At 56.0% G+C, this 20,351-nt stretch carries 21 protein-coding genes; 10 read left to right on the top strand and 11 right to left on the bottom strand.

Features of this window, described 5'->3' with window-relative positions; genetic code table 11:
* Together DV733_RS01155 and DV733_RS01150 are read left to right on the top strand one after the other, a co-directional pair.
* A complete protein-coding gene (locus DV733_RS01155; RefSeq protein WP_049993357.1) occupies nucleotides 1–1,248 on the top strand; it encodes a tRNA-guanine transglycosylase in 1,248 nt (415 codons plus the stop codon).
* Complete coding sequence (locus DV733_RS01150) at nucleotides 1,241–2,770, top strand: ATP-binding protein (protein ID WP_049993356.1); 1,530 nt, start codon at nucleotides 1,241–1,243, stop codon at nucleotides 2,768–2,770. The genes DV733_RS01155 and DV733_RS01150 overlap by 8 nt, the downstream gene beginning before the upstream one ends.
* A gap of 180 nt (nucleotides 2,771–2,950) precedes the next feature.
* Here the strand turns inward: DV733_RS01150 and DV733_RS01145 are convergent, their stop codons facing one another.
* Nucleotides 2,951–3,184 (bottom strand): helix-turn-helix domain-containing protein, encoded by a 234-nt coding sequence (locus DV733_RS01145; protein ID WP_079979394.1) that lies wholly within the window; start codon nucleotides 3,182–3,184, stop codon nucleotides 2,951–2,953.
* A 195-nt stretch (nucleotides 3,185–3,379) separates the two neighbouring features.
* Between DV733_RS01145 and DV733_RS01140 the strand changes: the two genes are divergently transcribed.
* Nucleotides 3,380–4,264, top strand: a complete 885-nt coding sequence (locus DV733_RS01140; RefSeq protein WP_202594270.1) for a hypothetical protein — start codon at nucleotides 3,380–3,382, stop codon at nucleotides 4,262–4,264.
* 445 nt (nucleotides 4,265–4,709) lie between these two features.
* On the top strand, nucleotides 4,710–5,444 hold the full coding sequence (locus DV733_RS01135) for a hypothetical protein (RefSeq protein WP_049993355.1): 735 nt from the start codon (nucleotides 4,710–4,712) through the stop codon (nucleotides 5,442–5,444).
* Nucleotides 5,445–5,713: 269 nt separating this feature from the next.
* On the opposite strand, the gene DV733_RS01130 is transcribed toward DV733_RS01135, so the two are convergent.
* Nucleotides 5,714–6,997 carry a hypothetical protein gene (locus DV733_RS01130; RefSeq protein ID WP_049993354.1) on the bottom strand — a complete coding sequence of 428 codons (1,284 nt, stop codon included), beginning with the start codon at nucleotides 6,995–6,997 and terminating at the stop codon, nucleotides 5,714–5,716.
* 698 nt (nucleotides 6,998–7,695) lie between these two features.
* On the opposite strand from DV733_RS01130, the gene DV733_RS17435 reads away from it, so the two are divergent.
* On the top strand, nucleotides 7,696–8,196 hold the full coding sequence (locus tag DV733_RS17435; RefSeq protein ID WP_174876510.1) for a hypothetical protein: 501 nt from the start codon (nucleotides 7,696–7,698) through the stop codon (nucleotides 8,194–8,196).
* A gap of 109 nt (nucleotides 8,197–8,305) precedes the next feature.
* On the opposite strand, the gene DV733_RS01120 is transcribed toward DV733_RS17435, so the two are convergent.
* Complete coding sequence (locus DV733_RS01120) at nucleotides 8,306–8,923, bottom strand: tyrosine-type recombinase/integrase (protein WP_049993353.1); 618 nt, start codon at nucleotides 8,921–8,923, stop codon at nucleotides 8,306–8,308.
* 115 nt (nucleotides 8,924–9,038) lie between these two features.
* Nucleotides 9,039–9,380, bottom strand: coding sequence for a hypothetical protein (locus tag DV733_RS01115; protein ID WP_049993352.1), 342 nt, complete (start codon nucleotides 9,378–9,380; stop codon nucleotides 9,039–9,041).
* A gap of 97 nt (nucleotides 9,381–9,477) precedes the next feature.
* Between DV733_RS01115 and DV733_RS01110 the strand changes: the two genes are divergently transcribed.
* Nucleotides 9,478–9,819 carry a hypothetical protein gene (locus DV733_RS01110; protein ID WP_049993351.1) on the top strand — a complete coding sequence of 114 codons (342 nt, stop codon included), beginning with the start codon at nucleotides 9,478–9,480 and terminating at the stop codon, nucleotides 9,817–9,819.
* 175 nt (nucleotides 9,820–9,994) lie between these two features.
* A complete protein-coding gene (locus DV733_RS01105) occupies nucleotides 9,995–11,386 on the top strand; it encodes an ATP-binding protein (RefSeq protein WP_049993350.1) in 1,392 nt (463 codons plus the stop codon).
* A gap of 163 nt (nucleotides 11,387–11,549) precedes the next feature.
* On the opposite strand, the gene DV733_RS01100 is transcribed toward DV733_RS01105, so the two are convergent.
* From DV733_RS01100 to DV733_RS01090, 3 genes are all read right to left on the bottom strand, one after another.
* Nucleotides 11,550–12,044, bottom strand: a complete 495-nt coding sequence (locus DV733_RS01100) for a zinc ribbon domain-containing protein (protein ID WP_049993349.1) — start codon at nucleotides 12,042–12,044, stop codon at nucleotides 11,550–11,552.
* 67 nt (nucleotides 12,045–12,111) lie between these two features.
* A complete protein-coding gene (locus DV733_RS01095; RefSeq protein ID WP_135829494.1) occupies nucleotides 12,112–14,205 on the bottom strand; it encodes a hypothetical protein in 2,094 nt (697 codons plus the stop codon).
* A gap of 316 nt (nucleotides 14,206–14,521) precedes the next feature.
* Entirely contained in the window at nucleotides 14,522–15,046 is a 525-nt protein-coding gene (locus tag DV733_RS01090; protein ID WP_049993347.1) for a winged helix-turn-helix transcriptional regulator, read from the bottom strand.
* Between the two features lie 125 nt (nucleotides 15,047–15,171).
* On the opposite strand from DV733_RS01090, the gene DV733_RS17000 reads away from it, so the two are divergent.
* On the top strand, nucleotides 15,172–15,333 hold the full coding sequence (locus DV733_RS17000; RefSeq protein WP_154019518.1) for a hypothetical protein: 162 nt from the start codon (nucleotides 15,172–15,174) through the stop codon (nucleotides 15,331–15,333).
* A gap of 441 nt (nucleotides 15,334–15,774) precedes the next feature.
* Here DV733_RS17000 and DV733_RS01080 read toward each other — a convergent pair whose 3' ends face one another.
* A complete protein-coding gene (locus DV733_RS01080; RefSeq protein WP_079979393.1) occupies nucleotides 15,775–17,034 on the bottom strand; it encodes a site-specific integrase in 1,260 nt (419 codons plus the stop codon).
* A 292-nt stretch (nucleotides 17,035–17,326) separates the two neighbouring features.
* Here DV733_RS01080 and DV733_RS01075 point away from each other — a divergent pair, with 292 nt between their 5' ends.
* On the top strand, nucleotides 17,327–17,701 hold the full coding sequence (locus DV733_RS01075) for a DoxX family protein (protein WP_049993346.1): 375 nt from the start codon (nucleotides 17,327–17,329) through the stop codon (nucleotides 17,699–17,701).
* A gap of 14 nt (nucleotides 17,702–17,715) precedes the next feature.
* Here DV733_RS01075 and DV733_RS01070 read toward each other — a convergent pair whose 3' ends face one another.
* The 3 genes from DV733_RS01070 to DV733_RS01065 form a co-directional block, all read right to left on the bottom strand.
* The gene (locus tag DV733_RS01070; RefSeq protein WP_049993345.1) at nucleotides 17,716–18,189 is read right to left on the bottom strand and encodes a metal-dependent hydrolase; all 474 of its coding nucleotides are present in this window, start codon (nucleotides 18,187–18,189) and stop codon (nucleotides 17,716–17,718) included.
* A gap of 90 nt (nucleotides 18,190–18,279) precedes the next feature.
* A complete protein-coding gene (locus DV733_RS17220; RefSeq protein ID WP_170178680.1) occupies nucleotides 18,280–18,423 on the bottom strand; it encodes a hypothetical protein in 144 nt (47 codons plus the stop codon).
* A gap of 72 nt (nucleotides 18,424–18,495) precedes the next feature.
* Nucleotides 18,496–19,005, bottom strand: coding sequence for a hypothetical protein (locus DV733_RS01065; RefSeq protein ID WP_049993344.1), 510 nt, complete (start codon nucleotides 19,003–19,005; stop codon nucleotides 18,496–18,498).
* Nucleotides 19,006–19,191: 186 nt separating this feature from the next.
* Here DV733_RS01065 and DV733_RS01060 point away from each other — a divergent pair, with 186 nt between their 5' ends.
* Nucleotides 19,192–20,343, top strand: coding sequence for an inorganic phosphate transporter (locus DV733_RS01060; protein WP_049994300.1), 1,152 nt, complete (start codon nucleotides 19,192–19,194; stop codon nucleotides 20,341–20,343).
* The last annotated feature ends 8 nt before the right edge of the window (nucleotides 20,344–20,351 follow it).

The following is a 20,351-nucleotide window of genomic DNA, read 5'->3' as shown; positions in this document are numbered from 1 at the left end:
ATGGCCTCATTCGATGTCGTTGCGGAGGCAGGCGAGGCACGACGTGGCCAGCTCCAGATTAATGACCGTACCCTGGAAACCCCACACCTGTTCCCGGTGATCAACTTCTACGGCGGCGGTAACGAGGGCGCGCTATTTGGTGGCGGGGTCCACCGTACGATCAAGGAGTTCCTTGCTCACGACAACGAAGTCACCGGTGGTGAAGACTACAGTGACCTTTTCAACGGTGTGATGACTTCGATTTCCTCCCTGGCCGACTACGGGATTCGGGAGAAGAAGCTGGAATGGTATCTCGACAACGAGATCCGCGAGTGGGACTGTTTCAGCGACTATGACGGGATGATCTTCGCAGACTCCGGCGGCTACAAAATCCTAAAGCAGGGTGGCCTAGAAGGTGAGGACTTCGAGAAGGATATTGACCAGGATAAGGCGCTAGACATACAGCTAGACTTAGGACCAGACATCGTGGTCAATTTGGACCACCCCATCCATCCAGATGACGAGTTCGAGGAGCGGATCGAAAAGATGGAGCAAACAGCCGCCAACGCTGCCCGGTTCGCAGAGCGTCGTGACGAGGTTAACGGGGCCTGTTACCTCACAGTGCATGGCTATTATGAAGCGATGCTCGAACGATCCTTCGACCTCATTGAAGACGAACTTGCAGAACCAATCCCTGAAGCGTTCGATGGGATTGCGTTAGGTAGCCTCGTACCGCGAAAAGACAACGTTGAGGTTCTCGTCGAAGCAGTATCCGACTGTAAGCGGGAGATGCAACAGCGAGGGTATGACGACCTCCCTCTACACGTATTAGGAATTTCGGGGAACGCAATGCCGCTACTCGTTGCTGTCGGGGCTGATACCTTTGATTCTGCCTCCTACCTACACCAAGCGATCAACGGGAAGTATTGCGTCAACCTGTTCGAGACAGTTCCGATAGATGAAGCGAACTTCGACGACTGTGAATGCCGGATCTGTAACGACGACTTCCACCGAGCACGGATGCGGAACGAGATGGACGACCTGTATCAGAAGGACATCCTCGGCTCGGTGGCAGCCCACAATCTCGCGGTTCAGCAAAGGGAACTTCGCAAGTTCCGTCAACTGATCGCTGAGGCAGACAAAGAACGGGTAGCTGAGTATTTAGAGGAGGCCGTGAAGGACCAGAAAGGCTTCCGCAAGTTCGCCTACCAGCTGATCAACGAACGGATTAATCCATACTTCGAGGAAACAGATACAACCTATGCATAAGACACCACAAGTCAACGAAGTCAACGAGTTCATCGAGATAGCGAGCGACTTCGAGGACCCGTTGGAAGTTATCAGAGAAGCACTATCCAATTCCTACGACGCAGGCGCGACGCAGGTCGATATCAAGATCGAGCAGGATGCCGAGGGACGGAACACTCTCATCATCAAGGATGATGGCCATGGAATGGATGAAGACGACCTGTCGTCGTTCTTCGATCTCGGGAACTCCAACAAGGACGACGCAATCGGATACAAGGGCCACGGTACCAAGATCTACTACAAAAGCGACAAGATTCGGGTTGAGACAGTCACAGATGGGACGCGGATTGAGTCGGTGATGGACCAGCCGTGGGCGAAACTGAACGACCGTGAACTACCCACGTACTCCATCGAAGAGACGGAGAGCGACGAACCGTCCCGAACCCGAATCGAAGTACATGGGTTCCGTGCTGGTCAGGGTTTCGACCCACGAAAGCTTACCTACAACAAGATTGAGCACTACATCAAATGGAAGACGATCGGCGGCTCCACCGCGTGGCACTTCGGCGACGACTTCCACGAGATGGACATCAACGTTGAGTTGTCGCCGACAATCGACGATACCCAGGATCAGATTGAGACCGACAACCGCCTACAGTTCCCGCCCGAAAACCGGGATCCAGAGGGCGAGTTCGTTGCGGAAGAAATGTGCAAGCATTACCCGCCCCGTGAGCTGACCGTCACCCTTGACGATAGCCGCGAATTAACGATCGAAGTCGTGGGGATGGTCGGTGGAAAGGAAGCACGGAATAAGCTGCCGACCTATGGTAAGCACTCAGCACAGTTCGGTATCTGGCTGGCGAAAGATCACATCAAGGTCGAACGCTACAACGATGCGATCGGAGCAGACAACGAGTTCTTCCACTTCTTCTTCATCGCAAACTGCCAAGACCTCGAACTCTCTGCTAACCGGGAGAAGATTCGGAACAAGTCTGGCGACGTCTACCAGTCCATCACTGATGAACTGAATCGGTATATGACAAAAGTGTGTCAAGATTCTTGGTACAGGAACTATATCGAACGTCGCAAGCTGGAGAACAAGCAACGCAGCATCCAGTCGCAGGGAAGCTCACTCGAAGAACGCCTCCAGCATACCAAAGACCAAGGTGGACTCTCCCCGTCGAATCCGGCAGAGGTCATCGCAGCATTAGAACGGTACAGCGCTAATGGATCACCAGAGACCCTTGAGATAGCGGACTTCCGATTGGACGAAGAGGTTAATGCTATCGTTGACACCGATGAGGGATACAAGAACGCAGCACTACAGGTCAAGCTTAGTGATTTCTTCGAAAATGAGACTCCACTGACTCATATCGACCGGTTCATATGCTGGAAGCTCGGCGACTTGGACGCTTTGACCAAGATCGAGCGGTCCTCCTATCTCGGCAAACCCATCCGCTTCGATTTCAGCAATAACGAGGTGACGTATGGGGATGAGAATAAGAAAACGATCCCTGTTCTCGAATTAGCAGACAAAGTGTAACTATCGTGTTCAGGGAGCCATAGAACACAGCAAAGCCTGTACTTTAAATAATAAAGTGTGGACTTTACAGAAATGAGGGCTGGGAACGGTGAATGAGTCGCATGACCCCTTCGAGTATACGATGCGATGATGGAGGCATTATCGAATAGATAGAGGACATATTTTGAAAAAGATAAGCGATCAATTATCTTCGGGACGTGTCCACAGGAGAGTGTTCCCTACTTTTCGTGACAAAACTAATCCATCTTTTTCCATCTGCTGGAGTCGCTTATACGCTGTGTCGTGGGCACAACCTACATGATCGGCAATATCGCCCGTCCCTGCCATCTCTTCTTTGTCACTGATGGCATTAAGAAAATCTTCAGTAGAGTACTCGCCGGTATACCGGCCAGAATCTTCGTCACGGTCGGGCATTACTCAATCGTTCAGTTCCATTCTGATTAGTCCTAACGGTCTAATCAGAGACCATTATGAGATCTCCGAAAGGTATTTACCAATAGGATAACTCATAATGGATGTGGACACCGGCCCCTCGGGGCATTAAGATCATCAGGAATGCCTGGGTGCTGAGACACCCGGGCCGGGTTCCCCACAGACGTGAGCGAACCCATGAGAGAATCAAAGCTACCTGCTCAAGAAGCTATCGACCGGGTATTAATTGAAGATATAAAACAACTGAATAAAATTGCGCTCGGGGAAGGGGCCGCGGTTTGTGAAGTCTGCGGCGAAAAACTGCGGGAAGGCGCACCGGTCGTTGTGTTTGCCTTCCGGCCGGTTGAGCAACCGGCTTTCGAGATCGGGCACGTGAAATGCACGGAGTGTCGGCACGAGCCGACGGAGTTCTTTACGCTCGGTGTGCGCGAGCTCGTGTTGGATGGCCGGATCGGGACGTGTACTGATCCTGTGACGCAGTCGTGGTGGCCTGTCTTTCTGGCCCCGCAGCCGCGTGCGGTGAGTCCGGCGGATGTGACGACGGTACAGCCGTTACCGGGTGCGGCGTGGTTCCGCTGTCCGATTGCGCGGAGCGACGTATTCGCCGCTGCGGATCGTGAATCGGCGCGTAAGCCGTGGCAGCGGCCGGTGGTGCGGGCGGACGGTTCGACCCATGATGGTGCGTCCGAGTCGGACGCTGGTTCGACGAGTGATGACGTGACTGAAAGGACTGCCCAACACGCGGCTGATGGTGGTCGCCATGGTGGTGTCGATGACGATGTGGATGCGCATGAGGATCTTGATGAGCTTCACCCGGTGACGTCGTCGCTGCGGACGGCTCAAGAGCAGGAGGGTGGGGCGGATCGAGTAGTGGAGGCTGGAGATGGCCAGGCGGAGTCGAAGGGGTCGGGTGGTGATGGCCCGGGGTTGGATGAATTAGCTCCAGTGTCGTCGGCGGTTCGGACGGCGCAAATCCCATCCGATCTCGATGCTGCGGGTGATGACGGTGATGCGGGTGCGTCGGATGAGGAGAGTGGTGGCGGTTTCGGGGGTGGGAGGTGATGCCGGTTGGCTGGGGGTGCCGTGGTGGGGGGCGTAGCCGTCGTGGCAGAGCGGCGGTGCTCGTGGTGGAGCACCGGTCACGTCGGGCTGTGGCTGCTCGTGTGGCAGGCTGTGGTGGGCCTGGCGCTGCGAGTAGTAGTGAGAGTGACCATGGGTTTGATGGGCGGAGACAGCCGTCGGGATGCGTGGTGGTGTCTCGACGTCGTTCCCCGACCGCTCAGTGCGTCGGGGCGAGTGAATCTGCGTGGCCGCTGCGGCGGGTGCGCGTTCGATCCGGTGCTGAGTGGCGATTGTGGAGAACACTTGAAACGGGGTGTGTGGGGGTACAGTGGTGTCGTGAGTGTAGTGGTTGTCACCGTGTGCGTGGTGGCACTACGTTTTCGAAGAACCTGGAGTGGAAACGGAGGGGTGTGTGGATGACTACCGTCCAGCAGGTGAGACACGTATGAGTGGATTCGAGATCTGGGGAGATGTTGACCGGTACCGGTCTGCAGGTGAGGAGTCGGACGAGCACCTGTGGGGCAAAGTAGAGTTAGACCGGCGACGAAAAGATAAACGGAAGCCGTGGTTCGAAGGTGAATACCGGTTTGAAAAGAAGGTTGCTGACCGGGTGCCGGATTGTTTCGTACGCGGTGAGGGGCTGAATCGGTGGATTGAGTTCGTTGCTGGGTCTGATCAGCCGTATCGAGCGAAGACGCGGGAAGCGTTACGGCTGGGGTTCGTGGTACACTGGGTGTTCCACACCGATCATCGTGAGCAGATGCACGACGTTCGGGAGGCACTCGAACCTGAATTGGAGGGGCCGATCCGGTTCGGTGAGTACGACCCGTTAAACGGTCTGTTAACGGTAGGTGATCCGGTAACGTTCAAGAATTATGAGTTTCCGGTGGAGTCAATGCGGGAGTTCGAGCCGCGGTCGCTGCTCGGGTATCGGCACGGTGCGGCACATATCGCCCGGCAAGAATATTCGTATGACCTTGGCATGTTTGACTTAGCTGGGTGTCAACGCCGGATTTTCACCGACTACCCGCAGGGGAAGTACTTCCGCGCCGTTGCACCTGGGCAAGCGTTCGACACGGCAACGTTCGGATTTCCCACGGAAGACGGGCTTGAACGCCTTGTCGAAGACGAGCAGGTCACGCGACTCGGACCCGTTCGACGGCGAGACGCTGCGGAGTAGGCAGTGTCTCGATAGAAACCGCTCCCCTCTCCGGTGTGGAACAGTTTGAAGAAGAGAGTCTGCAGCTAGCGGCACGCGGGTTTTCAGGCGCAGTTGGACAGTTCAGAGTCGGTCTTGTAGCGTTTGGTGAGTCTCTCAGACGTCGGCTCAGGTGGCTGTTTCAGGACTGGGAATTCATCTAGCTACCCGGCTGCGTGTGTTACTTTGTGTGCTGATCAGCATGGATTGTCAAACCGGGGAAGTGCGAATGACGGGGAATGAGTCAAGTGTTAGACTTTGTTGAATCCGTATTGGCGCGGCAAATCGTGAGACCCGAAATCTAGCAGCGTTACTTCCTTAGTCTGGTCGTCGATTTGTACAACAAGCCGCTTGCTCCCTGTGACATCGATGTATCGTTTGTCTTTTGGACCGAAGCTCATTCCCTTCCAAGTCAGATGCCCGAACCGGTTTCTGATATCTTCGACAAGATCGTCAACATCGCGTTGCAGCGTCCCATCGGCCTTCTGGTAGCTCCGCTCAAATTCGTCCGTCCGAGAGATTGGGCGTGGTTCTAGCTCAAGCGAGCGAGTTCCTGGTCGATTCGTGATCGTGCCATAGTCCGAATCAGGTTCTCGTCGCGTGATGTACACCTGGATTCGGGTGGGAACACTCCGGTCGAGGCGGCGGCTGGGAAGTTCATCAGCAAGGAAGCCTTCGGAACTTGTGGTGTTGATATCGAACGCTGACGAGAGCACGCTAACCTGTTGCCTGTGAAGCGTCTGTGGCGACTCACTGCTGAACTGTGAGAGAGCGTTCCTGTTGTTGTTCGTGAAAGCTGCAGTCATCCGGCGGAGCAACGAGCCATACAGGCCTGAGGGAGCGAGACGGCGACACGCGGTGCTACGGTCGAGTTGTCTGAGTAACCGGTACCGCGTAGCGATTTCGTCTGCGTCAAGCCGCCGATTCTGGTCGTAGTAGATGTCGTACGCGTCAATACCAGTGAAGTCAGCTAGATGTGTAGCGAGTAACTCTAGTTGGTGGTCAGCCCAGCGGTACCGGACGAGCAATTCCGCTGCGAGGTCGAATGCTTGGGTTAGAGACTCGAACGGTGACTGGGAGTGAGCATTCGCAGTGGCGTCGAGATGGATTGCTTCAGGCGCGGTGTCCGGTTCCGCGGTCAGTTTTCGTGCCCAACCGTATAGTAAATGTCCTAGACTGCGGATACAGCGCTGTGGAACGTAAATACCGTATGATTGCTCATCGGTATGAAACGGGATGTATTCGGTAACACCATCGAGCCCGTATGCGCCGACTGCGGTATCCCACTCTGCTTCAAGGAAATGTAAGATCTCCGTAGCACGCACCTCGTCGTTATTGGGGGTGGTATCCCGAAGGCGATGTTCATACTTGTCTCGTGGGATAACGTGGCCGTCCGCTGGCCAGCCGATGGTTGTCTGATGGTCATTGAATGCCGATGGAGGGCTGGTGCCGTCTTGGAGAGGGCCGCCATATGGTTTGTAACTCTCGCCAGCTGCGTACCGGGAGAGGAACTCCCGGCAGTCCATGAGGCGCATATGCTCCAATCGAATTCTGGGAGCAAGTTATACCTCGGGGGAAAAGCGATATTCCACAGTCACCCACCAGCGTGAAAAACAGACCACTCTATTCAGTATTCGACGCTCTAGGCGCGCCAAGACGATATCGTGGATTCAGAAATCACGATTTCACAGGCAAGAAATTTCAATTGCAATGGGACGTCCCGTCCGTTTCTTCACCCCATTTTCGGGCACAGTGGTCTACGAAGACTTTTAGCCGTTGGCACGACCCCGGCGATATGTTCGCACTGTGAGTCGCTCCCAACTGCTCTCAATTGGCGTGTCTTTTTCGGTCCTCCCTGCGTTTCGGTTGGGATCGATGGGCGTCCCTTAGCTGCAACCCATCCGCGTCGTTGGACGCGTTGAGTGTTGCTGCGAGTGCGCCCGCAACGGCTTGTAAGCAGTCGGGTTTGCGCGGCGGATGGGACCGTCTCTGGATTACGAAGAATTCGTTGCATGTTGCGGCAAAGTATTGGAAGTGTTGCGTCGAATGGGCGAGTCGAAATCCAGCGGGAGACGGAGTGTGTGGACGACTTCTCGACCGTGTTGCTGAGAGCACGAGGGTTTATCCCTGCATGCTGGTTTCGCCTGTTCACCATGCTATTCGAAAGAGAGCAAGTTCAGAAACAAGGACAGGGTCAACCCAGTGGTGCGACTGTAGTCGTTGGTGCGGGAAGATGAACGCTGCTACAAAATACGTGGAGGCGTCGGAGAACGTGTCGCCATTGCACGAATATGTTTCAGATCATGGGCAAGGCGTGTCGCAAAGCGAACTCGAACATGCGACGGTTGCTGGTCGGTCGGTAACCCTTTCGAACGACGTGAATAGTGACGACCAGGATCTCATTGCGGACGGGATTCGAGTGACTGACCCGGCCGAAAAGTCGTGTTTCAATAATTCGCTCGGGATGTGGGAGTTCAACGAGAGATTTAGCTACGTCGAAGGGTTCGCAGTCATGACTGATTCCGACGTTGGCGGGATAGAGCACGCTTGGTGTCTGCTTGATGGGGAGCATCTCGTTGATACGACGACAGCAGCGTTTGATCACTACTACGGCGTCGCCATTGATGATCCCGAAATCCTACGCCGGTATGCTGAAGAGTCTCCTCACGAAGGGATTCTCGGCAATCACAAGAACCGTTATGCATTTCTCCGTGATCGTGGGTACGTCGATTAATCCGGGACGCTGGAGAGAATTCTGTGCCGCGATGTCCTTCGTGGCCCTCTCGTTAGACAGATTCGCTTCGAAGTCGCGTCGGAAAGCCGATTGTTGTCCTCAAGCGGGATTAGACCTTCAGCATATGATCGTAGATTCGTTCAGTGGTCTGGATACTGCGATGTCGTAATCGATTCCGGACATCGTAGAGCGTATTTTCGTCTTCTTCGTTCATCATTCTGTAGGCGACGCTATGTCGGAGTGTGTGCGGTGTCACGTCACTGGCGTTACCCTGGGTGCCATCAATCTTGTATGGATGAACCCCTGCTTCCTCAGCGATCTTGTGAAGCATATTCCGAACGCCTTGTTCAGAAATCCGATCAGAGGATCGAGACGGGAAGAGTGCTTGCGGGTCTTTCCAGCGGGAGTTAAGATATGCTGAGAGCAATCGCGCCGTGTCCTTCGATAGTGTGAGGGTCACGGGCGGTGGGGAATTCTCGTTCGGGTAATCCTTCTGGATGTCTGTCGGGAGATAGAGTTCCGAGTTTCCGTTTCGGAGCAACGTCTTGTCAATCTGGACGAGCTCTCCAACGCGGAGTCCAGTATCGTACGTGAACACGATGATCGCTTCGTTGCGCTGTTGGAGGTATTCTACACCGGTGGTGTAGCATGCTGATCGGAGTGCTTCGACTTGGTCCGGTGTCATCCATACCTTCGCGCGAACTTTGGAGTTTGCAGGACTGCTCATTTCGGGATACCCTCTTTATATACTGCTATTGGCCTGGACGCCCTTAACTTTGGAGTCTACAAAGAGACTCCAAAGTTGAGAGACCGACCTTCTCGACTGTTTCCCTCCTTGCTACTCACGACTCGGTCGCTTGCTCATCAAGGAGTTCCCGGAGATAGGAACGACTGGCAACGCCGACCTCAATCCCGCGAACGTAGTCGTCTTCGCCAAAGGCTTTGACGCCAGCTGAGCGTTGGGTGAATCCCTCAATGAGGACGAGACGGATACACTCGGTAACTGCAGATTTGCTATGCGCTTCGAGAGCGGTGCTGACGTATCGGTCGAAGTGGGCGTCTGGGTCCTGTTCCGGTCGGTGATCGGCCGCTCGTTCTAAGGCGAGCTCAATGACGTCATCGACGGAGGGATGGGCCGAGTTTCCCGTATTCTCCCGCACACAATACGTCTCGTCTGTGGACATGGCGACACGTTCTATTTCGAGTGGCAAAAGCACAGTTGGCGATCAATCGAGAACCACGTCATCGAAGGTTTTCTTCTCCCACGACCTACGATGAGGCATGCATTCAGATCACGTCGGGTCTGACTGGACAGTCGAGTGGGCGACACCTACGCCAGGTGGTGACGGGTATCTGGATAACTTGGTGTTGAGCCGTAATCAGGCACGTGCCTATGGCGACGAGCTTGTGATGTCTTTACGCGTGGACGAGGAGATGTTGCAAGAGCGGGGGATAGATCCTACTGAGCCGTTTGCCTGGAAGATTGAGGACAGTGAGTTACTGACAAAGCAAATTTCGCGCCAGGCGTTCGAAACCGTTGCAGAGAGTGATCGAGATGATGCCGGGTATGCCAGCGAAGTACTGGACTATCGAGCGAGACGACGGATAAGCGACACACGGTAGCGGCCAGTTGGATTCGAGACATCAGCCGTCCTCGAAGTCGCCTCGGCAATAGAGGGCTGTTTCTGCTGTCACTGAATTATATATGGAGACAATCACCAGTTAGCCAATTCTCAGTTAGCCTATTCTGCGTTAGTCTATTCGAGAGTTTTATCTGACTGGGCGGCAGTCAAAGGATATGGAGCGATTCGTGGATCGGGAGGATGAACTCAGTCGGCTTCGAGACTGCTATGAGTCGGACGACGCTGATATGGTCGTGATTTTCGGACGTCGCCGTCTCGGGAAAACCGAACTCGTCCGAGAGTCACTAACAAACCGCGATGACGCCGTTCTGTACCAAGCGACTGAAACAACCCGGCAAATCCAACTGGACGCGTTCGTGGACGTAGCGGCTGAGTCGTTTCCGGGTATCGACCGAATCGAGAACGAGTGGGAATCGCTGCTTGGGTATCTCGCTGACCAGGATGCAGTCATCGTGCTGGACGAGTTTCCGTACCTGATTGACGCCGACGAGAGTCTTCCGTCGGTTATCCAGCGACTCTGGGATCAGGAGTTGCGTGACACGGGCGTGACGCTCGTGCTCGTGGGATCCTCGATTAGTATGATGGAGGAGGCGACACTCCTCGGGAACAGTCCTCTGTATGGTCGATTCACTGAGAAAATCGATCTCCGCCAGCTCGACTTTGCTGCCGTGCGGACGTTCTTTCCCGAGAGCTATACCCCCGAACAGTTGCTGTTCGCGTGGGGCGTGTTTGGCGGGACACCGTACTATTTGGACGGCATCGACCTAGATGGTGACCTCGGAACAGTCATCCAGCAGTCGCTGCTGTCACGGCAGGGATTCCTGCATGACGAACCGGAGTACGTCCTTCGGACTGAGTTGACTGAACCGAACCGGTACTTTGCTATTCTGAAGGCGATCGCGGCCGGGAACACGACGTCGAATGAAATCGCGCAAACGGTCGGGATCGAGAGTAAGCAGATTTCGACGTATACGCAGAAACTGGAGCGGCTACGGCTAGTCGAACGGGAGGTGCCGGTGACGGAAGATAAGGCGAAGTCACGGCGCGGGCGGTACCGGATTCTCGACCCGTTGTTCCGGTTTTGGTTCCGGTTCGTCTACGGGAACGAAGACCGGTACGAGCGATTGGGGGCCGATGCGTACGAGACGGTTATCGAACCGGAACTAGCGGATTTCGTGAGCCCGGCATTCGAAACTCGGTGTCAGGATATCTTGCCTGACCTCTATCCCGATACGATGTTCACCGACATCGGACGCTGGTGGTACAACGAACACGAAGTGGATGTCGTCGGGCTCACCGCAAACGGGACGATGGTGACGGGTGAGTGCAAGTTCACGTCTGCACCGTTCGATTACAGCGCGCTCGCCTCACTTGAATCCCACACGGAGGAAATTCGATGGTCGCCCGATGGTACAGGCGTTGAGCACGAGTATGCGTTGTTCGCCCGGAACGGATTCACGCAGTCTGTTCATGATTCGGCAGCCGATCGTGACGACCTGCAGTTGTTCGATCTTGAGCAAATCGTTGACCCGAGCGCGTCGCAGTAGGTGCGTCGAGAACTGTGGGATCGACCGATGTCGAGAGAATAGTGATCGACATCTTCGATTCTGTTTCCAAAGCGTGTGCTGCCCATCAGTCGGCGCGTACAAGCAGGCCCTTAGTTGCGCAGGAACAATGGAAGCTGTGGAATCGCGGGACTACTACTGTTCGTTACCGGAGTTCTGCGCCACAGTTCGGACAGAAGCGTTCGTCGCCGTCCAGCAGGTGGAGACACTCGACACAGACACGGTTGCTTGGCGGCGTGGCGATATCTTCGAGGAAGTCCATGGCTGTTCGGTCCTCGACACCTGGTCCGTAGCCGTCAGCATAGCCCGGCAGCGTCGAAGCCCACTGGACAGTCCCTTCGTCATCAACGAGTGCGATGTTGCCGGCAATATCGAACTTGCCGTACCGTTTGAACCCTTCCGAGGGGGTCGGTTCGATGGACTGGTTTAGGGCACGGTTCCGTTTGAGATCGCGTTCGTAGATGTCTTCTGGCGTCGAAGCCCGCATCTCACCGGGGAACTCCGTGATCGGCCCATGCTGTTCGTCGATACGGTCAATCTCCACCACGATACCGTGGTTGTCGTGGAGCGTCCGTAACAGTTGGAGAACGTGCTCGTGGTGTTCACGAATGTCGGAATCAGCGTAGTATCGGAGTCTCATGGTTGATTCGACGTGTAAGATGAGGTTAGTGGCTTATTCTGGTACGCCACTCTCGGCTTGTCGCATCCTATTCTGACCAGAAGGCATCGTAGTCCACTGGATCAAACGCTACGTCCCGAATTGCTTGAAGGAGTTGGGTATCGGTGACATCAAGCCGAAGCCCGCGTGGTGAGAGGCACCGATTGATCATCGTGTGCCAATTGTAAAACAGAATAGCGATGTGCATGCCGTACAGACGCTGTTTGGGATCTTTGCCCTTGATGTGTGGCATAAAATTATGGACAATCTGGCCGATAGTCGGTTCGATGGCCCACCGCTGGATATACTCATCTCGAACGCCAGCCCCTGAGCGATACCGTAGGGAGCGGTCCGTAAGATACGTCGCATGCGTGGCGTGTTTATTGATGCCAACCCCGTCCTGTGCAGCTAGGTCCGAAAACGCTTCAGTAAGCATCGGTATTGCATCGTCAGGAACTAGTGGACCCTGAACCCTGGTATCCCCCTCATCTCCGGTCGCAAGTGGAACGCGAACCTTTTCGCCGTCTTCTTCATGTTGTATCTCTTCTGTTAATACCTTCTCAGGGTCGATCTCGACGAGGTCCGGATCATCACTGTTGTATGGATATGTGACCACATTTGGCTTGGGCTCTACGTTCCACTTCACGTCCTGAGCGAATCCGATGCAGTTGCTTGGCGTCAACCGTCTCAAACCTTTGATAATCGTGTGGTCCGGCGCACTGATGACCCAATCGTCGCCCGCGAAGCGTCGGACTGTCTCGATCAGTTCGCCCCCGATGATTTCGCTGTCGATGAAAATAGAGTCGATATCGACGGTGTCGAAGGTATTCGATAGAATCTCAGCAAGAGCCGTCGGATAGTCATATAGTGTCGCCACCAAACGACCGCCGAGGACAAATCGGCTCTCTGTGTCAATGCCACCGGCGACGAGAAAGGTCCACTGCTCAGTAACGGCGTCGTTGTCAGCTTTCGGTGGACGACCGATTGTGGCTTCAAGAGAGTCTCCTGTCCAATCGATGCGGAACATATCAGCGCCAATATTGAGCGGATCTGACCGTGACCAAAATCCAAACTCCTTCGCTAGGGCCAGCGTCCGGGTATGTACCGCATCGAATTGTGCATCGATGGATGGTATCGAAGCGGGATCTGCGTCAGGAGTAAAGTCGCGTAAGTCATACTCGGCCGGTACTCGTTCAGGGACGTAGTTGTGTAGCCAGCCGCCCGATGGGATATTCTCTCGGGGATAGTCCCAATCACAGACATCTTTCATTTCTTCTAAGCCACAGTCAAATAGTGCCGATGTAGCGAGGGCACCGATAAACGCCCGCATATCGTGATTAACCTTCTCGGTAGTGCGGCCGAACGTTAGCGGGTCGGTGGTGTGATCCAGCAAGAGACGCACCCAATTTCGTAGTTCTTCTTTTTTCGTCTCACGTGAGACTGACTTCTCATTTAGTGGCGGCGCAACAGCATCAAAACTGTACGATTCCTTGATTGCGTCCGGTGGAACGACTCCCGCTCGAAAGACAGCATACACAGTCCTGGTAACCGCATCTTTGAAGGCATCCAGATCTATATCGTTGCCTTCGCTAAGCTCGCGGAACTCACGCTGTAAGACGTTGTACGAGGGGATATCATCCGGCCCTTCGTACCCGAGCAGTGTATGAACGACAGAATCGACAGGATCGGGACCAGATAAGTACGCATGCAGTTCCGTCCCATTTTGCCCGCGCGCCAATCGCAGAAAGAGCGCTTTCAGCCGGCGCTCGGGGATATCAAGTTCCGCCGTATTAATCCCCTCAAGTGCCAGTTTCTCGTCACAGAGATTCAGAACAACCTCATCATAGAGCTTCCCACCATCGTTCTCATACTCTGATATATCCTTCCAGAAATCACGATTCTCGGCATGAAACTGCGCAGTGAGGTGTGTCCGACGGAATAACGTCTCAACGTCATCAACGGGCGAAGAGACTTGGATGTCAATCCCACGGCGTTCTATCGGTCCATACTTCCGTCTATCCGAATCAACGCCATCCTTCTCTGGAAACGGTGCATAGGCAGTCGGCGCTGTGTAGGTGCCATCGTCTGGTGCCTGCACAGGAGCTGAGTCATCAGTATGCTTGATTGGAGGGCCGTCGTACACCAAATATAGATTATCATAACTTGTGGTGCGTGATAAGTGATTGCCCCCGTATTCAGATGCCGCAACAGTTGCTAAGAGCAAAATAAGTCGCCTCTTGGGTTCTATAATATGGCCCCATAGAATGAGTGTCGCTGTCTGTCGATATCCCCCACAGACCGAGAAGAATTCACGTCGGCGACAAATTATAATGTGTCTTATTTTTCAATATTGGGTAAAAACAACCGAACGTAGTGTCCTCCACGTCGGAATCATCTCTAAAGTATACAGAATCCATCAAGAGCAAAATATACAGCCACTTGAGTGTTGATTGTGGTGCTCACGTTTCAGAGTCGTCTGTTTTGATCTCGTCTTGGAAGTTCGAGACAGCATCGGCGTGTTGTTCGGTGGCCTGTCGTTTGCGTTCCGTTGTCTCAGCGATATTGTTGTGTTGAGCGATCTCAGCGAGGTCTTCAGCTTCAGGGTTGAGTTGGTATAGCTTGATTTTCCCGCCATCATCTGGATATTGGAAATACTCTTTCCAGAGTCCAGTTTTGGCACCTTCGGTGAGCCGACTTGCAACCGTGCCGTGGCTCACCGCGAGTGCATCATCGATTTCGCTGAATCGCTTGGGCCCATCAGCGAGCTGAGCGAGGATTTCTACTGCGCCTTTCTTCTGGAAGAAGTCTCTGACCTTCTGATGATCAATCTCGGTTTCCGGTTCATCATCCGGTTTTGTATCTTCAGTAGCGTCTACGGATTTACTGTTCTTATCAGGGTATTCAGAGCCCGAGTTGCTGGTTTTCTCTAAATTCCCGACAGTCTCTGTTTCGTCATCAGAGGTGTTTGAGGTGTCGTTCGGCATGTTGTTATCCTCCTCTTCGGGCTCCAAGGTTTTAACTTACAGTGAATCAAACCACTACTTACTCAAAATTAGAATTACTATGTATTTGAGCAACAATCGACCGAACAGAGGTGAACAGAGTCAACATGAGTTCTGAAGCTTCTGACTCATACCAGTCGGCTATCGACACGGCAGAGGACCTACGAGATGATTTGGAGGCAATCGCAGCGAGCGATCTCCCGTTCGCCTACGACGCCGAACGCATCTTAGAAGAATTAGATCGAACACGAGGTGACGACTCAGAGTGAGGTGACGTGCCGACCAGAAAACACTCGAAGAACAGTTACCAGCGATTCTCCACGAGCAATTTCAACTGGATGGACTGCCGCGCGACCACGAACCATCCTGGGAATACATCACCGCGAATACCCGGTACTCTGCGGAAGGACTGAACAACAGGTCCAAAGAATTGTACGGACAAACCCTCCTCGAATTTCTCAGAGAGCAGGGTTTGGTGTCCGCAACACCGGGAGATGGCCCACCGACGATGAAGAGACCATTCAGTCTCTGGAATACTACGCCAATAGTACTCAGGATCGATGGGAGGAAAGGGAACACCATTGATTCCGTTCGATCAGTGAGAGGATACAAATCGAAAACGAACAGGGGGCTAGTTATAACTGAAAAATGAGATGAGACAACAAGACCGAATCTAACTCTATCTTGGGGCTTTACCGGAAGTGTATGTTCTATATTTCAAGCCCCAATGAGCGGAGTTCCTCGATCTCGCTTTGGATGCTCTTGACTCGCTCTTTCATGTCGCCATCAGCTTCCAACGCGGAGTCGAAGAGTCGTTCTTCCCGTTCTTCGAGCCGCTCGACACCCTTCGGACCCAGAGCCTGCCCACACCACATACATTGGGCTTCTCCCCTGGGCGTATCGCGTTGACAACGTGGACACTGCACCGGCCCGATATCCTCGATCTCATCCTCCGAAACGTCTACTCCATGGGCACGGGCCACTTCACGAGCAGTATCCTCCCGGAACACATCGATATATCGTCGAGCTTCATCGCTGTTTTTCACCCAGCCATGATGGTTCTCTATATGATTCTGTGACACGTTCTTTCGCGCGAGGTAACTCGCGGAAGACTTCCGCATCCGCGTGAATTCCATCTTCGATGGCTTTCTGAGATCGCCGTTATCAACCGCTCGCTTGACGGGTGCTCGAAGCATCTTCAACTTCATGTTGTAGCTCACATCCCGCCCGGTGTCTAAGTCCGACCAAAGCGGTGCATCAGGCTCGTTACCCCGAGGGTGAACCTCTAACCAGCGTTTGAGGTATGGGACTGATGAGATGAGCACCATTGAGCGGCGACCTTTCTTCCCATCAACGGTGATCTCCATCCCGTACTTGTGGTCACTAACGTCACCAACAGTGAGTTCACGAAACTCCCCGGAGCGTGGACCAGCATCCCAGTCTACAGCGACCGCTGCCTTGTTGCGTGCGTATTTAGCGTTATTCAGGACAGGAACAATGTGATCGTCCCACCACCACATCTTCGTCGGGTCGGGCTTTGGATCATAGTCCTTCGGGAGATCAGCCGAGATCCACTCAACACTTGATGGTTTCTCTTCCTCGTAATCACCTTCTGTTAGGTGCCCACCAAGCATTCGTAGCGCGACTCGATGGTCACGTTTCGACTCTTCGTTATCATAGTTCGCGTTGATCCACCTGACGTATTTCTTCGCGGCATCTTTCTCTTTCTTTGACTCTCCGATGATTTCTGCTAAATCTGGCTTGGGTAGTTCATCTGGGGAGTATTTGGACGAATCCCCAGCCATCATCGTGCAGTGCTGGAGGAGCTTTGACCATCGCCCCACAGAGTAGTTATGCACCCCGAGCTCTGAAGAGAACTTCAGGAGGACATCCTTATCTTCTGGTGCGAGGGTCTCCGAATTCTCAATCCGCGTGTGGAGTGTTTCGATCGCGGGTGGCAACCTTGGCATACTCTAATTTAGAACGGGTAGGCATTTGAACTCTTGGTATATATCCGGGAGGCGGCATTTCTGCTGCGAGCAATCCGCGAGCAGCAGAAATCCATCCGAGCCGATTTGAGCAGACGAGTCACAGCCCGGGAGCGCAGCGAAGCGAGCACCCGGAATGTCTCGGCGAGGCTCAGATCGGGGAGGCTGTCTGTGACGCTTCTAACGAGGCGAATGCTTACCCCACTCCCATCCCAACCTTTCGACCGTGTCATCCAGCCTCGTTTCCCGATCGAAACGGCCGCTTCGGTACGTGATGGGGTTCGCGTACGTCCTCGCGGGCGTGGCGCACTTTCTCTCCCCGTCGATGTTCGCACGGATCGTCCCGCCACAACTCCCGCGACCACGGGCGCTCGTCTATCTCTCCGGGATAGCGGAGATCGTCCTCGGCGTCGGCGTCCTCTTCGAGCGGACGCGGAACGTCTCGGCGTGGGGGATCGTCGCGCTGCTGGTGGCGGTCTTTCCGGCCAACGTCTACATGGCGACGAGCGACGAGCTCGACCTTCCTGGCCCCGTCGGGAACGTCTCCGACGCAGCGCTGTGGGCGCGCCTGCCATTGCAGGCCGTCCTCGTCGCGTGGGCGCTGTGGTACACAAATCGACCACAAAGCACGGCCGCACGTGACGAATAGGCTCCGTGCTGTGCTCACACCGACCGGGAGAGCCGATCAGGAATCGAGAGATGATCGTAGTACCACAGCAGTCCCAGACAGAGCACCCAGAACGCGACGGTCGGGCCGGGCGAGTGGCCGGTCGTCCCGAGGTCGACGTAGAACGACGTCTCCACGAGCGGATAGAGGTGCGGGACGCCCTTGGGAGTCGTCGTGTCGATCAGTAACTGCGAAGCGTAGCCGACGCCGAAGGCCAGCCCAAGTCGTCGCTCACGGGCGAGAACCACGGCCGTCGCCAGCCCACCGATCAACAGCGTGTGCGTGATCCCGCGATGGATGAACGGCCACTCGAACATGCCCAGAAAGAGCAGATCGATATCGGCAGCCAGCCCACCGACGAGACCTGCCCAGGGCCGGTCGAACAGGAACTGCCCGAGCGTGTAGCCGATCAGCGCGTGAGTCGCCAGCGCGATCGCCAGAAACCCAAGGTAGGCAGCGAGATCGCTCATTACCCTCGATTCCTGGCTGGGGAGATATAAACGTGTCAGGTCCGAGCCGAACACTCCATTCGAGTGTTCGAGACGGCGTCGCTACGGGGCCTAGAGCCCGATCAGGTCGTCGAGTTCGACCTCGGAGAGGTGGCCGCCGCAGTTGGCGCACTCCTCGACGTCCCGGGGACCGGGACCGCCTTCCATGTGCAGGGTTCCACAGTCGGGACAGACTTCGAGTTCTGCGTCGAGCATGCACGGGGCGATTCTGGAGCCAGCGTCATGTGCCTTGTGGCGACAGGCGCCGCGTGCCGGGGCGGCCAGCGATCAGGATCCCACGGCTGCGGCGACGATGCCGGCGGTCTGTCCCACGCCGCCGACACCCAGGCCGGCAGTCACGACGGCCGGCTCGCCCACGACGACGCCCCCTGCGTATACCAGCGCTCCGAGCAGGCTGAGTGTCCCACCAGCGAAGTAGACACGCGGGTAGGCCGCGACGCGTCGTCCCGTGTCGAGCAACCCCAGGCCCGGGAGGACGAGCCAGCCGCAGACGACGCCGGCGAGGACGGGTTCGACTGGCGGCTCGACGAACAGCGCCGCGGTCCCGGTCGCGGTGATGAGGAATCCGACCACGATGACCCGTCGCCACGTCAAGAGTGCACCGTCGGTCATGTCCTGCCAGGAGAGGATGGCGAACAGGAGCAGGAGCACGCTCATCACGACGTGACCGATACGGACTGGCTGGAGACCGAGTACCTCGTTGTGCGCGGCGATCGCGAACGTCCACGCCAGCGGCACGAGACCGACGGGGCCAGTCTCACGGAGACGGCGGAGCATAGTCGGGGGGTGGAGGGCGAGCCTCAAAACCGTCGGGGTCGCCCCGCACGCTTTTCCTGTCGGCCGCGGTAGTGGCGGGTATGCAGGTTCGTCCGGTCCGGCCGTGGTCCAGCCCGCAGAGGTGGCCCTGACGTGGCCGCGACCTTCTGGGCGCTGGTCGTTCTCGCGACTGTCACGTGTCTGGGGATGGCCTGGGCGCTCGGCGCCAACAGCAATTCACCACCCTTCGCCCCCGCGATCGGGGCAAACGCCATCTCGACCATGCGGGCGGCGTTCGTCATCGGCATCCTCGCCGCTCTCGGTGCTGTCACGCAGGGCGGCGCCATCTCCGAGACGGTCGGCGCGGACCTGATCAACGGCGTCTCGATCACGCCGCTGGCGGCCACGGCTGGACTGCTCACCGCCGCGGCGTTCATGGGCTTCGGGGTCTACTCGGGCTATCCCGTCCCGGCGGCCTTTGCGACGACCGGCGCGATGGTCGGGGTTGGCCTCTCGCTCGGTGGCGATCCCGCGATGGACACCTACCGCCGCCTCGGGACGTTCTGGATCCTCGTCCCGCCGGTCTCCGGTGGTCTGGCCTACGGGACGGCGACACTCCTCCGGCGGGACGACATCCCCGAGACCGTCGGCGTGCCGGTGCTCGCGGCCGTCGTCGCCGGAATCGTCGCCAACATCCAGTTGGGTATCATTCCCGCACCCCCAGGAGTCGCGCAGAACTCCGCGGCAGGGTTCGTCTCGATGCTCGTCGATCTCCCTGCAGTCGTGGGGATCGACCTCGTCCGCATCGTCGTAACCCTCGCCTTCGCGCTCGGGGGGTTCGTCGCGATCCGTCGGCGGACTCAGGCCTCCGTCGACAAAGGGATTCGGACGTTCCTCGTGGTGCTGGGCGCGATCGTCGCCTTCTCCAGTGGTGGGAGTCAGGTCGGGCTCGCCACGGGACCGCTGCAGAACCTCTTCGTCGAGGAGCTCCAGCTCGACGTTCTGTTGTTGCTGTCGATCGGGGCGCTCGGGATCCTCGCCGGCGCGTGGATGGGCGCGCCCAGGCTCCTGCAGGCGACCTCTCGGGAGTACGCACAACTCGGCGTCCGCCGATCCATCGCCGCGCTCGTTCCCGGGTTCATCATCGCGCAGGCGGCCATCGCGCTGGGGATCCCCATCTCGTTCAACAACATCATCATCTCGGGGGTGATCGGCGGCGGACTCGCGGCGGGGTCGGCCGGCGTCTCCAGACGGAAGATCGGTATCACGGTAACGTTCTGGCTGCTGACGCTCGCCACCTCGGTTCTCATTGGATACAGCGTCTACGCCGCGTTCTCGACGGTACTGGGCGTGAGATGAACGCTGAT

It is taken from the genome of Halapricum salinum (genome assembly GCF_004799665.1).
Classification (GTDB): Archaea; Halobacteriota; Halobacteria; order Halobacteriales; family Haloarculaceae; genus Halapricum; species Halapricum salinum.
This window is presented reverse-complemented; position numbering and strand designations above follow the sequence as displayed.

Bases quoted from the DNA above. Each gene is read 5' to 3' on its own strand.
- DV733_RS01070 (WP_049993345.1), bottom strand. From the start codon at position 18,189: ATGAGCGATCTCGCTGCCTACCTTGGGTTTCTGGCGATCGCGCTGGCG.
- DV733_RS01075 (WP_049993346.1), top strand. From the start codon at position 17,327: ATGGGGTTCGCGTACGTCCTCGCGGGCGTGGCGCACTTTCTCTCCCCG.
- DV733_RS01145 (WP_079979394.1), bottom strand. From the start codon at position 3,184: ATGCCCGACCGTGACGAAGATTCTGGCCGGTATACCGGCGAGTACTCT.
- DV733_RS01060 (WP_049994300.1), top strand. From the start codon at position 19,192: ATGGCCTGGGCGCTCGGCGCCAACAGCAATTCACCACCCTTCGCCCCC.
- DV733_RS01155 (WP_049993357.1), top strand. From the start codon at position 1: ATGGCCTCATTCGATGTCGTTGCGGAGGCAGGCGAGGCACGACGTGGC.
- DV733_RS01120 (WP_049993353.1), bottom strand. From the start codon at position 8,923: ATGAGCAGTCCTGCAAACTCCAAAGTTCGCGCGAAGGTATGGATGACA.
- DV733_RS01140 (WP_202594270.1), top strand. From the start codon at position 3,380: ATGAGAGAATCAAAGCTACCTGCTCAAGAAGCTATCGACCGGGTATTA.
- DV733_RS01080 (WP_079979393.1), bottom strand. From the start codon at position 17,034: ATGCCAAGGTTGCCACCCGCGATCGAAACACTCCACACGCGGATTGAG.
- DV733_RS17220 (WP_170178680.1), bottom strand. From the start codon at position 18,423: ATGCTCGACGCAGAACTCGAAGTCTGTCCCGACTGTGGAACCCTGCAC.
- DV733_RS17435 (WP_174876510.1), top strand. From the start codon at position 7,696: ATGAACGCTGCTACAAAATACGTGGAGGCGTCGGAGAACGTGTCGCCA.
- DV733_RS01090 (WP_049993347.1), bottom strand. From the start codon at position 15,046: ATGCCGAACGACACCTCAAACACCTCTGATGACGAAACAGAGACTGTC.
- DV733_RS01115 (WP_049993352.1), bottom strand. From the start codon at position 9,380: ATGTCCACAGACGAGACGTATTGTGTGCGGGAGAATACGGGAAACTCG.
- DV733_RS01105 (WP_049993350.1), top strand. From the start codon at position 9,995: ATGGAGCGATTCGTGGATCGGGAGGATGAACTCAGTCGGCTTCGAGAC.
- DV733_RS01130 (WP_049993354.1), bottom strand. From the start codon at position 6,997: ATGCGCCTCATGGACTGCCGGGAGTTCCTCTCCCGGTACGCAGCTGGC.
- DV733_RS01065 (WP_049993344.1), bottom strand. From the start codon at position 19,005: ATGCTCCGCCGTCTCCGTGAGACTGGCCCCGTCGGTCTCGTGCCGCTG.
- DV733_RS01110 (WP_049993351.1), top strand. From the start codon at position 9,478: ATGCATTCAGATCACGTCGGGTCTGACTGGACAGTCGAGTGGGCGACA.
- DV733_RS01150 (WP_049993356.1), top strand. From the start codon at position 1,241: ATGCATAAGACACCACAAGTCAACGAAGTCAACGAGTTCATCGAGATA.
- DV733_RS17000 (WP_154019518.1), top strand. From the start codon at position 15,172: ATGAGTTCTGAAGCTTCTGACTCATACCAGTCGGCTATCGACACGGCA.
- DV733_RS01135 (WP_049993355.1), top strand. From the start codon at position 4,710: ATGAGTGGATTCGAGATCTGGGGAGATGTTGACCGGTACCGGTCTGCA.
- DV733_RS01100 (WP_049993349.1), bottom strand. From the start codon at position 12,044: ATGAGACTCCGATACTACGCTGATTCCGACATTCGTGAACACCACGAG.